General features: G+C 62.7%; 10 protein-coding genes. 6 read left to right on the forward strand and 4 right to left on the reverse strand.

The annotated features are described in order from the left end of the window. Positions 1-1985 (forward strand): methyl-accepting chemotaxis protein (locus tag HXW87_RS07955; protein ID WP_239778717.1); only part of this gene is annotated, 1985 nt, incomplete at its 5' end. Positions 1986-2277: 292 nt separating this feature from the next. Continuing rightward, positions 2278-2673, forward strand: coding sequence for a hypothetical protein (locus HXW87_RS07960; RefSeq protein ID WP_047291192.1), 396 nt, complete (start codon positions 2278-2280; stop codon positions 2671-2673). 96 nt (positions 2674-2769) lie between these two features. Here HXW87_RS07960 and HXW87_RS07965 read toward each other — a convergent pair whose 3' ends face one another. Together HXW87_RS07965 and cra are read right to left on the reverse strand one after the other, a co-directional pair. Next, on the reverse strand, positions 2770-3546 hold the full coding sequence (locus HXW87_RS07965) for a TatD family hydrolase (RefSeq protein WP_239778718.1): 777 nt from the start codon (positions 3544-3546) through the stop codon (positions 2770-2772). A gap of 3 nt (positions 3547-3549) precedes the next feature. Then, positions 3550-4545 carry a catabolite repressor/activator gene (gene cra, locus HXW87_RS07970; protein ID WP_239778719.1) on the reverse strand — a complete coding sequence of 332 codons (996 nt, stop codon included), beginning with the start codon at positions 4543-4545 and terminating at the stop codon, positions 3550-3552. Between the two features lie 306 nt (positions 4546-4851). On the opposite strand from cra, the gene ptsP reads away from it, so the two are divergent. The 4 genes from ptsP (at position 4852) to HXW87_RS07990 (ending at position 12118) form a co-directional block, all read left to right on the forward strand. Next, positions 4852-7713 carry a phosphoenolpyruvate--protein phosphotransferase gene (gene ptsP, locus HXW87_RS07975; RefSeq protein ID WP_239778720.1) on the forward strand — a complete coding sequence of 954 codons (2862 nt, stop codon included), beginning with the start codon at positions 4852-4854 and terminating at the stop codon, positions 7711-7713. After that, positions 7713-8654, forward strand: coding sequence for a 1-phosphofructokinase (gene pfkB, locus HXW87_RS07980; protein ID WP_239778721.1), 942 nt, complete (start codon positions 7713-7715; stop codon positions 8652-8654). Before ptsP ends, pfkB begins: the two co-directional genes overlap by 1 nt. 11 nt (positions 8655-8665) lie before the next feature. Then, positions 8666-10399 carry a PTS fructose-like transporter subunit IIB gene (locus HXW87_RS07985; protein WP_239778722.1) on the forward strand — a complete coding sequence of 578 codons (1734 nt, stop codon included), beginning with the start codon at positions 8666-8668 and terminating at the stop codon, positions 10397-10399. 177 nt (positions 10400-10576) lie between these two features. Next, positions 10577-12118, forward strand: coding sequence for an alkaline phosphatase D family protein (locus tag HXW87_RS07990; protein ID WP_182403836.1), 1542 nt, complete (start codon positions 10577-10579; stop codon positions 12116-12118). 16 nt (positions 12119-12134) lie between these two features. On the opposite strand, the gene HXW87_RS07995 is transcribed toward HXW87_RS07990, so the two are convergent. Beyond that, a complete protein-coding gene (locus HXW87_RS07995; RefSeq protein ID WP_003221578.1) occupies positions 12135-12536 on the reverse strand; it encodes an endonuclease domain-containing protein in 402 nt (133 codons plus the stop codon). 235 nt (positions 12537-12771) lie between these two features. Next, positions 12772-15300: a sulfite reductase flavoprotein subunit alpha gene (locus tag HXW87_RS08000; protein ID WP_239778723.1), complete on the reverse strand. Its 2529-nt coding sequence runs from the start codon at positions 15298-15300 to the stop codon at positions 12772-12774. Between the last annotated feature and the right edge of the window lie 78 nt (positions 15301-15378).

Here is a 15378-nt window from a genome sequence, read left to right on the forward strand (position 1 = left end):
GCTTCGGCATGAAGTTCAGCCTGATCAGCGTGCTGTTTCTGGTGCCGATGCTGGTGACCAATTTCTATCTGGTGCGCGATTCCTACCGCGAATTCCAGGGCACCCGGGTCGAATTGCAGAGCCTCGATCTGCTGGGCAGCAGCCTGAGCCTGCGCCGGGATCTGGAAACCCTGAACAATCTGGTACAGATCAACGTCGTCCTCGGGCAGTCCGGCAAGGCCGACAACCTCGAGGCGCAGATCAGCAGCCTGGAGCAAGCTGTGCTGGCGCGCTTGCAAGGTCTGCAGGCGATGACCGACGATCCCGAGCAGGTCAAACTGTTCGACGGCAAACGCGACGAAATGATCAGCGCGTTCAAGGCGCAACAGGCGGAAAGCTCCCTGCAAAGCAAAAGCGCGATGATCGGCAAATTGCTTGGTAATGCGCAGATATTCAGCCAGATCATCGCCAGTCAGGCCGGGCTGAGCCGCGACAATCAGAGCGACATCCGCCAGCTCAGCGAGTTGCTCACCAACATTACCCCGGGCGTCACCCAAACCCTCGGCGAAGGCCGGGCCATCGGCTCGTATTCGTTGGGGCAGGGCTTTCTCAACAGCTCGTCGAGTACCCGTTTCGACGAGTTGCTGGCGCAGATCGAAAAGCTTCAGGCCGAATACGCACTGAAATTGCAGGATGCCCTCGATTCCAGCAAAGCCGCGCGCGCCAGCCTCAGCGCGCCGTCCGACAGCAGCAAGACCTCGCTCAAACAGGCCAGTGAACTGTTTGAAGCGAAAGTCGTGGTGGCCGAGACCCTCGATACTCCGTGGCAGGCGTTTTACGACCAAGTCACCGGGCTGATGGCGCAGACCTACCAGCTCAATGACGCGACCTTGAAATTTCTCGATACCCAACTGCAACAGCGCCTGGCGCAAAACCGCACGCACATGGTGTTGCAGGCGGTGGCGTTGTCGGTGGTGTTCGTGCTGATTTTCTATCTCTACGCGGGTTTCTACGCCTCGACCCGCACTACGCTCAAGCGTTTGGGCGCGATGATGGACAAGGTCGCGGCCGGTGACATGACGGTCAATTTCAAGGCCAGCAGCCGCGATGAACTCGGCGAGCTGGGCGAGGTGTTCAACGGCACCGTAAGGAAGATCCACGACCTGATCGAACGGGTCGGCCAAACCGTGGCCGAGGTCGAGCGCCAGGCCGGGCAGGTGGAAAACGTCTCCGCGCAAAGCAATCAGGCGGTGGCCGGGCAGCGCACGCAGATCGAGCAAGTGGCGACCGCGATGAATCAGATGTCGGCGACCTCGCTGGAAGTTGCACGCAGCGCAGCGGCAGCGGTGAGCAGTGCGCACAGCGTCAACGATGAAACCGTCAGCGGCCGCACACTGGTGGAGTCGCAGCAGGGCAGCATTGCCGCGCTGGCCAGCGAGATCGACCAATCGGTGCTGGTGATCAATCAGTTGGCCAGCGACAGCCAGTCGATCAGCCGCGTGCTGGAAGTGATCAAGAGCATTGCCGAGCAGACCAATCTGCTGGCGCTTAACGCGGCCATCGAAGCCGCCCGCGCCGGCGAGCAGGGCCGAGGATTTGCGGTGGTGGCGGATGAAGTGCGTACGTTGGCCAAGCGCACTCAGCAATCGACCGAAGAAATCGAACAGATGATCGCCAAGCTGCATGGCGGCGTCGGCGCGGCGGTGAAAGCCATGGGCGTCAGCCATCAGATGGCCAACGGCACGGTCGGGCAGTCGGAAAAGGTCCAGCAGGCATTGGAAAACATCCTGGGGGCGGTAGGCATGATCGTCGATCAGAATCAGCAGATCGCCGCTGCCGTGGAGCAGCAGACCGCCGTCGCGCATGACATCGACCAGAACATCGTCGAGATCAACCGCGCCGGTGAACGCACGGCCCAAGGTGCGCATCAGACCGAGGACGCCAGCCGGGCACTGTCGGCGCAGGTGGTGGAACTCAAGCAGCTGATCAGCGCGTTCCGCGTCTGAATCCTGCCGCGCCCCTTGGCAGAAAACCTGTAGGGAGGGGATTCATCCCCGATGGGACGCGCAGCGTCCCCCCATGCCTGCAAGTGATCAGGGACTGCTGCGCAGTCCATCGGGGATGAATTCCCTCACTACATGCTCATTCCAACAGGGGGAGCAGGGCAGATGTCAGAACATTTTGTAATGCATTGATACTTACGTGTGTAAGCCAATTCCTGTTTTCTTCCGACGGCTGGCTTTTCGTCATTAATGAGCCAGTATCCGTGTTCCGCTGATTGCGTCGAGGAGGCCGCTCATGTCCGTTGCAACCCTGGGAGTCCAGGGCCGTTGTGCTCATTGCCAGACCACGCAGTTACTCAAGCCATGGCAGCTTAACGCCATCGCAATCAACGAACCGTTCACTTGCGCGCACTGCCAGAAAACGCTGGAGTTGCGTTGCCCGAAACAGATCAAACGCTTCAAGTCCCTCGATTCGCTGGGATTGCTGCGCTTCAGCGCCTCGGTAACCGTGTGTACCGCGCTGCTGGTGGCGCTGGTCATGGAATGGATCGGGCTGCTCAGCGTGACTGAACAGTTGAATGCGTCACTGATCGTGCTTTTCGCGTACTTCGCGCTTCTGCGTTTTTTTCACCACCGTCAGCACATGACCCTGATCCTCGACGCAGCCAGAGCGCATGCAAACCGACTGTAGGAGCTGCCGAGTGAAACGAGGCTGCGATCTTTTGATCTTGTTTTGAGGGCGAGGAGCAAAAGATCGCAGCGTGCCGCAGCTCCTGCAGAAGGCGTGTTACCAACCGAATACTTCGCAGCTGTTGGCGGTGCTGGCGACAGCCAGTTGTTCCGGGCTGATGTTCATCAACTCGGCGAGCGCCGCACAGATCGCCGGCAAGTGAGCGGGGCTGTTGCGCTGGCCGGGGAACATCGCCGGCGCCATATCCGGTGAGTCGGTTTCCAGCACGATCGACGCCAGCGGCAGATCCGCCAGCACCCGATGCATGCGCAACGCCTGCGGCCAGGTTGGCGCGCCGCCCAGACCCAGTTTGAACCCGAGTTTGATGTATTCGCGTGCCTCTTCGCGGCTGCCGGCGAAGGCGTGGATGATCCCGGCGCGTTTGAGCTTGAAGCGCTTGAGCGTGGCGATTACGGCTGCGTGGCTGCGGCGGACGTGGATCAGCGCCGGCAAATCGAAGTCTGCCGCCAGTTGCAGTTGCGCGTCGAACAGCGCTTGCTGGCGTTCGCGGTCGAGGGTTTCGATGAAATAATCCAGACCGATCTCGCCCACCGCACACAGTTGCCGGTGGCCGCGCAGCCGCGTCAGCCAGTCGCCGAGTGCGCGCAGGTCTGCGGGTCGATGCTGATCGAGGTACACCGGATGCAGACCAAACGCTGCATACAAGTCGGCATCGCTCTGCACCAGATCCCACAGCCGTTGCCAATTGCCCTGATGAACCCCCAGCACCACCATCCGCCGCACGCCGAGAGCGCGGCTTTCGGCGAGCAACGCCGCGCGATCGGCGTCGAAGTCGGGGAAGTCGAGGTGGGTGTGGCTGTCGATCAGCTCCACGGCTCAGTCCCGGTGGATACGCTGCTTGAAGGTCCGCGCGATGGCCTGCACGCCAGGCTTGTATTCGGCTTGCTCAACCGCAGCCAACGCCAGCTCCAGCGCCTTGTCGGCGATCAACTGGTGCTGCTGGGCCATGGCGTTGACCGGCAATGGCAGGAAGTCCAGCAACTGCGTGTCACCGAACGTGCCCAAGCGCAGCGGACGGGATTTGAGCGGGAAGTCATGCAGCGCATCGAACACGCCCTGCAGCAGCACGTAGGAGGTGGTCACCAGTGCATCCGGCAAATGCCCCAGCCGTTGCAGGAGTTCTTCCATCAGTTGCTTGCCGCATTCGCGGCTGAAGGACTCGGCGTGCTCGATCAGCACTTCGCCTTTGAAGTCGAGCAGTGCCTGCTTGAAGCCGGCCGCACGTTCCTGACTGATGCTCAGCTCCGGACGCGCGCCGAGCAGCACGATCTGTTTCGGCTGCGGGGCGAGCAGGCTCTGGGTCAGATGCAGGCTGGCTTCGCGGTCGTCACTGATCACCGAGCAGAAGTGCTCGGGTTCCATGACCCGGTCGATGGCGATGATCGGCAGACCCTTGGCCTGCAACTGGCGATAGCTGTCGTCACCGGCCGGCAGGCAACTGGCGACAATCAGCGCATCGCAGCGGCGCGCCTTGAACAGTTGCAGCAACTGGCGCTCGCTGTCCGGCGCGTCGTCGGAGCTGGCGATCAGCAACTGATAACCCCGAGCCCGTGCGCCTTGCTCCAGCAGCTTGGCGATCCGCGCATAACTGGGGTTTTCCAGATCCGGCAGAATAAAGCCCAACGTGCGCGTGTGCCGACTGCGCAACCCGGCCGCTTGTGGATTGGGGGTGAAGCCGTGCTGTTCGACGACCGTACGCACCCGCTCGACCGTGGCGTTGCTGATGCGTTGCTGTTCGGCCTTGCCGTTGATGACGTAGCTGGCGGTGGTCACGGACACTCCGGCCAACCGCGCGATATCACTGAGTTTCAACCCGGTATTTCCTTGTTTTTTCGAGCTTGCCGCGACATTTTCGCCAATCCTACCCGATTCAGGCAGACGACTATTGTCGCAGCGCATCCGACAAGTTGGACTTCAAGGATGAGACATTATCGAGTAACGTGCCGATCAATCTAGATTAAACGTTTCAGCAAGCGTATTTTCTACGTTTTAGACGCCTTTGGCCGGTTCTGCCGTGAAACCGCCAAAACGGCCGCTGAAAAGCAGGCTGACCAGCGCCTAAGCTGTGACCATTCAAAACAATATCCTGGCGCATCCATGTGCCAAAAAGGAGATCGCATGCTCGAGCTCACTATAGAGCAGATATCCATGGGCCAATCGGCTGTGGATAAACCCGCCGCCCTGCAACTACTCGCCAATCATCTGGTGGCCGATGGCCTGGTCGCCGATGGCTACCTCGCCGGCTTGCAGGCCCGGGAAGCCCAGGGCTCGACCTTTCTCGGCCAGGGTATCGCCATCCCCCACGGTACGCCCGAGACCCGCGATCAGGTGTTCGCCACTGGCGTGCGGCTGATGCAGTTTCCCGAGGGCGTGGATTGGGGCGACGGCCAGATCGTTTATCTGGCGATCGGCATCGCGGCCAAATCCGACGAACACCTGCGTCTGCTGCAACTGCTGACCCGCGCCCTCGGCGAGACCGATCTGGGCCAGGCCCTGCGTCGCGCCAGCTCGCCGGAAGCGCTGCTGAAACTGCTGCAAGGTGCGCCGCAGGAATTGGCGCTGGATGCGCAGATGATCGGCCTCGGCGTGTCGGCTGACGATTTCGAAGAATTGGTCTGGCGTGGCGCGCGTCTGCTGCGGCAGGCCGATTGTGTGAGCAACGGGTTTGCCGGTGTGTTGCAGCAAGTCGAAGCGCTGCCGCTGGGCGATGGCCTGTGGTGGCTGCACAGCGAGCAAACCGTGAAGCGCCCGGGCCTGGCCTTCGTCACCCCGGACAAACCGATGCGTTACCTCGGCCAGCCGCTCAGTGGTCTGTTCTGTCTGGCCAGTCTGGGTGAGGCGCATCAGGCGCTGCTCGAACGTCTGTGTGCGTTGTTGATTGAAGGTCGCGGCCATGAGCTGGGCCGCGCCACCAGCAGCCGCAAAGTCCTCGAAGTGCTCGGCGGCGAACTGCCCGCCGATTGGCCGAGCGCGCGTATTGCCCTGGCCAATGCCCACGGTCTGCATGCACGTCCGGCGAAGATCCTTGCGCAACTGGCGAAGAGTTTTGACGGTGAAATCCGTGTGCGCATCGTCGACAGCGCGGACAGCGCCGTGTCGGTGAAAAGCCTGAGCAAACTGCTGAGCCTTGGCGCGCGGCGTGGTCAGGTGCTGGAGTTGATCGCCGAGCCGAGCATCGCCGCCGATGCCTTGCCTGCGTTGCTGGCCGCTATCGAAGAAGGCCTCGGTGAAGAAGTCGAACCGCTGCCGGCCGTGAGCCAGCAACGCGAAGTCATCACCGATATTGCCGAGGTGCTGATCGCCCCGGCGTCCGGCGCGCAATTGCAGGCGATCCCGGCGGCACCGGGCATCGCCATTGGACCTGCGCACATTCAGGTGCAGCAAGCCATTGATTACCCGTTGCGCGGCGAGTCCGCCGCGATCGAGCGCGAACGCCTCAAGCAAGCTCTGAGCGACGTGCGCCGTGACATTCAGGGCCTGATCGAACGCAGCAAGGCCAAGGCCATCCGCGAGATTTTCATCACTCACCAGGAAATGCTCGACGACCCGGAACTGACCGACGAAGTCGACACTCGCCTCAAGCAAGGCGAAAGCGCCGAAGCGGCGTGGATGGCGGTGATCGAAGCGGCAGCCAGGCAACAGGAATCGCTGCAGGACGCGTTGCTCGCCGAGCGGGCGGCGGACCTGCGGGACATCGGTCGCCGGGTGCTGGCGCAACTTTGCGGTGTACAAACGCCGAACGAGCCGGAGCAGCCGTACATTCTGGTGATGGATGAGGTCGGCCCGTCGGACGTGGCGCGACTCGATCCGGCCCGCGTGGCTGGGATTCTCACCGCGCGTGGTGGCGCCACGGCGCACAGTGCAATCGTCGCCCGTGCATTGGGGATTCCGGCGCTGGTCGGTGCGGGCGCAGCAGTGTTATTGCTGGAACCCGGCACGCCGCTGCTGCTCGACGGCCAGCGCGGTCGCCTGCACGTCGATGCCGATGCCGCGACCCTGCAACGTGCCGCCGAGGAACGCGACACCCGCGAGCAGCGTCTCAAGGCTGCCGCCGAACAACGGCATCAGCCGGCGCACACCACTGACGGTCACGCCGTGGAAGTGTTCGCCAACATCGGTGAAAGCGCCGGAGTTACCGCTGCGGTCGAGCAGGGCGCCGAAGGCATCGGCCTGCTGCGCACCGAACTGATTTTCATGGCCCACCCGCAGGCACCGGACGAAGCCACTCAAGAAGCCGAATACCGCCGCGTTCTCGATGGCCTCGCCGGTCGGCCGCTGGTGGTGCGCACCCTTGATGTCGGTGGCGACAAACCGCTGCCGTATTGGCCGATCGCCAAGGAAGAAAACCCCTTCCTCGGCGTGCGTGGCATTCGCCTGACGTTGCAGCGTCCGCAGGTCATGGAAGCGCAGTTGCGCGCCTTGCTGCGTTCGGCGGACAACCGGCCGTTGCGGATCATGTTCCCGATGGTCGGCAGCGTTGAAGAGTGGCGTCAGGCCCGCGACATGACCGAACGCCTGCGCCTGGAAATCCCGGTCGCGGACTTGCAACTGGGGATCATGATCGAGGTGCCGTCCGCTGCGTTGCTGGCGCCGGTGCTGGCCAAGGAAGTCGACTTTTTCAGCGTCGGCACCAACGACCTCACGCAATACACCCTGGCCATCGACCGTGGTCATCCGACGCTTTCGGCCCAGGCTGACGGCCTGCACCCGGCGGTGCTGCAACTGATCGACATCACCGTGCGCGCCGCGCATGCCCATGGCAAATGGGTCGGTGTCTGCGGCGAGCTGGCGGCGGATCCGCTGGCGGTGCCGGTGCTGGTCGGCCTCGGCGTCGATGAGCTGAGCGTGTCCGGGCGCAGCATCGCCGAGGTCAAGGCGCGCATCCGCGAACTCAGCCTGACCCAGGCGCAAACCCTTGCTCAACAAGCCCTCATCGTGGGCAGCGCGAACGAAGTGCGTGCATTAGTGGAGGCCCTGTAATGGCCAAGATTCTCACTCTGACCCTCAATCCGGCGCTGGACCTCACGGTCGAGCTGTCACGCCTGGAGGCCGGTCAGGTCAACCGCAGCGACGAGATGCACACCCACGCCGCCGGCAAAGGCGTGAACGTCGCGCAAGTGCTGGCGGATCTCGGGCATCAACTGACGGTCAGCGGCTTTCTCGGCGAAGACAATCTGCAGGCCTTCGAAACCCTGTTTGCCAAGCGCGGTTTTGTCGACGCCTTCATCCGCGTGCCGGGGGAGACGCGCAGCAACATCAAGGTCGCCGAGCACGACGGGCGCATCACCGACATCAACGGTCCGGGACCGGTGGTCGACGCCGCGGCGCAGCAAGCGTTGCTTGAGCGTCTGCTGCAGATTGCTCCGGGGCATGACGCGGTGGTGGTCGCCGGCAGTCTGCCGCGTGGCGTCAGCGCGCAGTGGTTGCGCGAGCTGATCGAACGCCTGAACGGCCTCGGCCTGAAAGTCGCCCTCGACAGCAGCGGCGAAGCCTTGCGCGCGGCCATTGAAGCGCGCCCGTGGCTGATCAAGCCGAACACCGAAGAACTCGCCGATGCGCTCGATTGCGATGTGGTTTCGCACGCGGCCGAAGCCCAGGCAGCGGCGTGCCTGCATGCCAAAGGCATCGAGCACGTGGTGATCTCCCACGGTGCCGACGGCGTGAACTGGTTCAGTGTCGGCTCGGCGCTGCATGCCACGCCGCCGAAGGTTACGGTCGCCAGCACGGTAGGGGCCGGCGATTCGCTGCTGGCCGGCATGCTCCACGGTCTGCTCAGTGCCGACACGCCCGAGCAGACCCTGCGTACGGCCACGGCGATTGCCGCGATGGCGGTGACGCAAATCGGCTTCGGCATCAACGACGCGGCGCAACTGGCGCGGCTCGAACAGGGCGTGCGCGTGCGTCCCCTGACAGAACAATAAGAGGGTTTGTCATGAAATTAGCCATTGTCACGGCCTGCCCGAACGGCATGGTCACCAGTGTGCTGTGCGCCCGTCTGCTCGACGCGGCGGCCCAGCGTCAGGGCTGGAGCACCAGCGTTGAAGTGGTCGATGCGGCGCATCCGGAACGTGAGTTGTCGGCCGCCACCATTGAGGCGGCGGAGTGGGTGTTGCTGGTCGCCACCGGTGACATCGACATGACGCGTTTTGTCGGCAAGCGCATGTTCCGCATTGCCCCGGCGCAGGCGCTGCAAGATGTCGAAGCGGTGCTGCGTCGCGGTGCGCAAGAGGCTGAAGTTTATGTCGCCAGCGAAGCCGCCCCGGTTGCCGCTGCGCCACGTGCGCCACGCATCGTCGCCATTACTGCGTGCCCGACCGGTGTTGCCCACACCTTCATGGCGGCCGAGGCGTTGCAGCAGACGGCCAAGCGTCTGGGCTATGAACTGCACGTCGAAACCCAGGGTTCGGTCGGCGCGAAAACCCCGCTCAGCGCGACGGCGATTGCCGAGGCTGATGTGGTGTTGCTGGCGGCGGACATCGAAGTCGCCACCGAGCGTTTTGCCGGCAAGAAAATCTACCGCTGCGGCACCGGCATTGCCTTGAAGCAATCCGAAGCCACACTGAAAAAAGCCCTCGCCGACGCTCAGGTGGAGAGCGCTGCGAGCGGCGGCAAGGCGCCAACCAAACAAGAGAAAACCGGCGTTTACAAACACCTGCTGACCGGTGTCTCGTTCATGCTGCCGATGGTGGTGGCCGGTGGTCTGATGATCGCGCTGTCGTTCGTCTTCGGCATCACCGCGTTCAAGGAAGAAGGCACGCTGGCGGCAGCGCTGATGCAGATCGGCGGCGAGACCGCGTTCAAGCTGATGGTGCCGCTGCTCGCCGGTTACATTGCCTACTCGATCGCCGACCGTCCGGGCCTGGCACCGGGGATGATTGGTGGCTTGCTCGCCAGCACGTTGGGCGCCGGGTTTATTGGCGGGATCGTCGCCGGTTTCATCGCCGGTTATGCGGCCAAGCTGATCAGTCGTTATGTGGCGTTGCCGCAGAGTCTGGAAGCGCTGAAACCGATTCTGATCATCCCGTTGTTCGCCAGCCTGTTCACCGGTCTGGTGATGATCTACGTGGTGGGTAAACCGGTCGCCGGGATGCTCGCGGCGCTGACGCATTTTCTCGACAGCATGGGCACCACCAACGCGATCCTGCTCGGGGTGTTGCTCGGCGGCATGATGTGCGTCGACCTCGGCGGACCGATCAACAAAGCCGCGTATGCGTTCTCGGTGGGGCTGCTGGCTTCGCAGAGTTATGCGCCGATGGCCGCGACCATGGCTGCCGGTATGGTGCCGCCCATCGGGCTGGGCATTGCCACGTTCATCGCTCGCCGCAAGTTCGCCCAGACCGAGCGCGAGGCCGGTAAAGCGGCGCTGGTGCTGGGGCTGTGCTTTATCTCTGAAGGGGCAATTCCGTTTGCTGCCAAAGACCCGCTGCGGGTGATCCCGGCGAGCATCGCCGGCGGTGCATTGACCGGCGCGTTGTCGATGTACTTCGGCTGCAAACTGATGGCGCCGCATGGTGGCTTGTTTGTGCTGGCGATCCCCAATGCGATCAATCATGCGTTGTTGTATCTGCTGGCGATTGTTGCGGGGAGTTTGTTGACGGCTGTTGTCTATGCGACGGTCAAGCGTCCGGAAGCCGTTGAGTTGGCGCTGGAACCGGCGAAGGCCTGACGGGCAACGCAAATCCCCCTGTGGGAGCGAGCCTGCTCGCGAATGCAATCTGCCAGCGACATGTATGTTGACTGGCACACCGCTTTCGCGAGCAGGCTCGCTCCCACAATGGTTAGTGGTGTCATGGCGAGTTCATATAGGCGTGCTTAAGTTTTCCTTTTTTCAGGGAGAACACGCATGAGCGATTTCAACGTTGGTCGCCGACGGGTCATGCAGGTTGTCGGTGCCGGGCTGCTGATGCCGGGGCTGGCGCCGGCAGTGATCGCGTCGGTCAAGGATCGGCCGCAACTCACCGACGGCGTGCAGTCCGGCGACCTGCAAGGCGACCGCGCGATGATCTGGAGCCGCAGCGACCGTCCGGCGCGGATGGTGGTCGAGTGGGACACGCGCAGCCAGTTTCGCCACCCGCGCCGTGTCGTCTCGCCACTGGCCGATGCGCGCACCGACTTCACCGCCCGGGTTGAGCTGACCGGGCTGCCCGCCGATCAGGCGATTTTCTATCGGGTGTATTTCAAGGACGCGCAATCCGGCGTCGCCAGCGAACCGTGGCTCGGCCATTTGCGCAGCGCACCGAAGGCGCGACGCAACATCCGTTTCGTCTGGAGCGGTGACACGGTCGGCCAGGGCTTTGGCATCAACCCGGACATCGGTGGCATGCGCATCTACGAATCCATGCGCCTGCGCCTGCCGGACTTCTTTATCCACAGCGGCGACACCATCTACGCCGACGGCCCGGTGCCGGCGCAAGTGACCACCGAAGGCGGGCGGATCTGGCGCAACCTCACCACCGAAGCCAAGAGCAAAGTGGCGCAGACCCTCGACGACTATCGCGGCAATTACCGCTACAACCTGATGGATGAAAACATCCGCCGCTTCAATGCCGAAGTACCGCAGATCTGGCAGTGGGACGACCACGAAGTGGTCAACAACTGGTCGCCGGGCAAGCAGCTCGACGAGCGTTATCAAGAGAAAGATATCCACACCCTGGTCGGCCGTGCGCGCAAGGCCTGGCTGGAATATTCGCCGATGCGTTTGCAGGCGGCCGATGGCGGCGGGCGGATTTATCGCAAGCTCAGCTACGGGCCGATGCTCGACGTGTTCGTGCTCGACATGCGCAGCTATCGCGGGGCCAACGACGACAACCTTGGCGCGGCCAAACCGTTTTTGGGACGTGAACAACTGGACTGGCTCAAGCGCGGCTTGAAGCACTCCAAGGCACAGTGGAAGGTGATCGCCGCCGACATGCCGATCGGCCTCGGCGTGCCCGACGGCGAAGTCAGCCCCGGCGTCGCACGCTGGGAGGCGGTGGCCAACGGTGATCCCGGCCCGGCGCAAGGGCGTGAACTGGAAGTCGCCGAACTGCTCGGTTTTCTGCGGGCGCAGCACGTGCGCAATTTCGTGTTTCTGACCGCGGACGTGCATTACTGCGCGGCGCATCATTACCACCCGGATCGCGCGGCGTTTCAGGATTTCGAACCGTTCTGGGAGTTTGTCGCCGGGCCGCTGAATGCCGGCAGTTTCGGGCCCAATCCGCTGGACAAGACCTTCGGCCCGGAGGTGGTGTTCCAGAAAGCACCACCGACGCAGAACGCTTCACCGTTTGCCGGGTTTCAGTTTTTTGGCGAGGTGAATATCGAAGGGCAGAGCGGGAAGATGAGTGTGGTGTTGCGGGATTTGAATGGGGTGGCGGTTTTCGAGCAGAAGTTGCAGCCAGTTTGAAGATCAAAAACAACCCTCACCCCGGCCCTCCCGAAATGTCGGACCGCTTGGAGGGTGAGGGTGTTTTTCGATTCGCGGCAATTCTTGTGATTTGCTCCAGTACATCATCCATCTGCTGCATTACTTCGAGATTACTGAATCGCACAACTTCAATGCCCTGACGTTCCAGGAAAAGCGTCCGACGTTGATCGTGGATCAAGCCCGCTATTTCATAGTGTTGACCCCCATCCAGCTCAATCGCCAGTTTCAGCTCTACGCAGTAAAAATCCAGGACATAGGGCGGACATGGAAACTGCCTGCGGAATTTCAGATTGGCGACTTGGCGTGAACGAAGTTTTTGCCAGAGTAATTGTTCGCAATCGGTTTGGCTGCTGCGTAACTGGCGGGCGAACTGAGCGAGAGTGAGGCGATTTTGCATGCTTCACAATCCTTGTGAAGTGGCTGGAAATCTCACTGTAGACGAGGACCCTCACCCCAGCCCTCTCCCGGAGGGAGAGGGAGCCTACGGAGTTGTATCGAGTTGTACATCGACCTGAAAGACCGAGTCGATTACGGATTCGGTACATCACCTTCAGGTCGGCGCATTTATCCGGCATCCCCCAATCAGTCCCCTCTCCCTCCGGGAGAGGGTTAGGGTGAGGGGCTCTTCTGAGTCAGTACACGTCGCGGCGGTAGCGGCCCTGTTCAATCAGGCGTTCGACTTCGGCGCTGCCGAGGATGTCGTTGAGTGCCTGATCGACGCCGGCGGCCATGCCCTGAAGGCTGCCGCAGATGTAGATCACCGCACCGTCGGCCAGCCACTTCTTCAGCTCATCAGCGGATTCGCGCAGGCGATCCTGCACGTAAATCTTCTGCGCCTGATCCCGTGAAAACGCCAGATCGAGTCGCGCCAGATCGCCATTGATCAACCACTCTTCCAGCTCCGCGCGGCAGAGGAAATCATGCTCGCGATTGCGCTCGCCGAACAGCAGCCAGTGACGCTGCTGACCGTCGGCGATGCGTGCCTTGAGCAGGCTGCGCAGCCCGGCGAGGCCGGTGCCGTTGCCCAGCAGAATCATCGGCACCGGTTCGTTTGGCAGGTGGAAGCCACTGTTGCGACGTACACGCAGGCTGATGCTGCCGCCGACCGGAGCATGCTCGGTCAGCCAACCGGAACCGATGCCCAGGCTGCCATCGCTGTGCTGCTCCTGGCGCACGATCAACTCCAGCACACCGTCAGCGGCAATCGAGGCAATCGAGTACTCGCGCATCGCCAGCGGCACCATTGCGTCCACCAGCGCTTGCGCATGCAGGCCGACCAGATGCGCGCGATGCTCGGGCAATTGGCGCGAGGCGAGGGCGACTTCCAGCGGCTCTTCCAGGCCGTTGATCGTCACGCGGGTTTCGCCGCGAATGCCGAGGCCGTCGAGGAAATGTTCGACCGCCCACGCGCAATTGCGTGGCAGCACCTCTACCAGATCCCCGGCCAGCCAGCTGCTGGCACTCGGTGCCTTCAGGCCCAACAGGTAAACCGGCGCGCCGCTGCTGTCGGGGTTCATCAGTTCGCGGCTGACCAGCGTCCAGTTGTCGTAGCTCGGCGCTTGCCAGGTGTCGACCGGCGCTTGCCCGGTGATCAGGCCGAGCTGCGTCTGCCAGTGACGCAGGGCGTACGGGTCGCCGCTGTCGACTTCCACCGGAGCGAACAGGGTCTTGCCGCCGTGATCGTCAAGCCACTGATGCAGGCGTCGGGCGAAGCCGCAGAATTGTGGGTACTGGCGATCGCCGAGGCCCAGCACCGCATAGTTCAGGCCGTCGAAGCTGGCAGCGGTGCGCAGCACTTTGCGTTCGAAACCGCGCGCGCTGTCCGGTGCTTCGCCGTCGCCGAACGTGCTGACTACGAACAACGCATTGCTCGATTCGCGCAGATCCTCGGCGCTGACGTCCGCCAGCGGCTGCACCTTCACCGGCAGCCCGGCGGCCTGTAATTGCCCGGCGGTCTGCCACGCCAGTTGTTCGGCAAAACCGCTTTGGCTGGCGAAACCCACCAGCCATGCCGGTGCATCGCCGGCCGGAGTCTGAAGACCTTTGCGTGCGTCCTGAATCTGTTTTTTCTTGCGCCGGCGGTCCAGATACAGCAGCCATCCGGTGATGAAAAACAGCGGCATGCACACCGCCGCGAGGGTGACGATGATCCGTCCGGCCAGACCGAAATAGCTGCCGACGTGCAGCGCGTAAATGCTGGTCAACAGCTGCGCCTTGAAGCTCTTGTCGGCGTAGCGGTCGACACGTTTGACGATGCCGGTGGCCGGGTCGAGGGTGATCTGGTTCAGCGCGCGATCATGCGGCGAGCTGTCGAGCAGGTAGAACACGGTCGCCGGTTGCCCGGCCACTGGCGGCATGCGGATGTTATACGCCGACAAGCCCGGGCCGGCAGCGCTGTAGATGCTGCTCCACATCGCCGCGTAGTCAGCCGTCGGTGCCGGGCCTTCCGGCGCCGGGCCACGACCGCCGCGCATGCGTTCGTTTTGCGGCGCGTCGGAAAGCAGTCTGGTCAGGCCTTTGTTGTACCACTCGTACGACCAGGACAGCCCGGTCAACGCCAGCAGCAGGTACACCAGCAGGCACCAGGTGCCGGTCACCGAGTGCAGATCCCAGTTGAAGCTGCGGCCCTTTTTCTGCCAGTCGAGGGTCAGCCACACGCGCCAGCTGTTCCACTGGCGCGGCCAGCGCAGGTACAGCCCGGAGAGGCAGAAGAACACCAGGATCAGGGTGCAGGCGCCGGTGATGTTGCGCCCGGTATCGCCCATGGCGAGGAAGCGGTGCAGTTGCAGCATCAGGCCGAAGAAGTCCTGGCCCACCGCGTCGCCCATGAACTCGCCGGTGTACGGATCGAAGTAGCGCATCTCGCCGCGACGTTCGCCTTTGGGCGGGGTGAAGTAGACACGTGCGGCGTTGCCGCTGTCGGTTTCGACCCAGAGCATCGCGACTTTCTTGCCGGCGCTTGCTTCGATGTGTTCCACCAGCTCGACGGGGGGGAGGACGCCAGCGACCTGTTTTTCCACCTGCAACACCGACGGGTTCAGTGCCCGCAGGATTTCGTCCTGGAACGAGTAGGCGGCACCGGTAATGCCCATCAGGGCCAGCACCAGCCCGGCAGTGATGCCGAAAAACCAGTGCAACTGGAACAGGGTTTTCTTCAACACGTCGCTCGCCTTGTACGTTCGAAAATTGTCATCACGGCGCGCATTATGCCGTGGGTTGTCGAGAGCTTCTTTGATTAC

Source organism: Pseudomonas sp. Y5-11, from assembly GCF_022368695.1.
Taxonomy (GTDB): Bacteria; Pseudomonadota; Gammaproteobacteria; order Pseudomonadales; family Pseudomonadaceae; genus Aquipseudomonas; species Aquipseudomonas parakoreensis.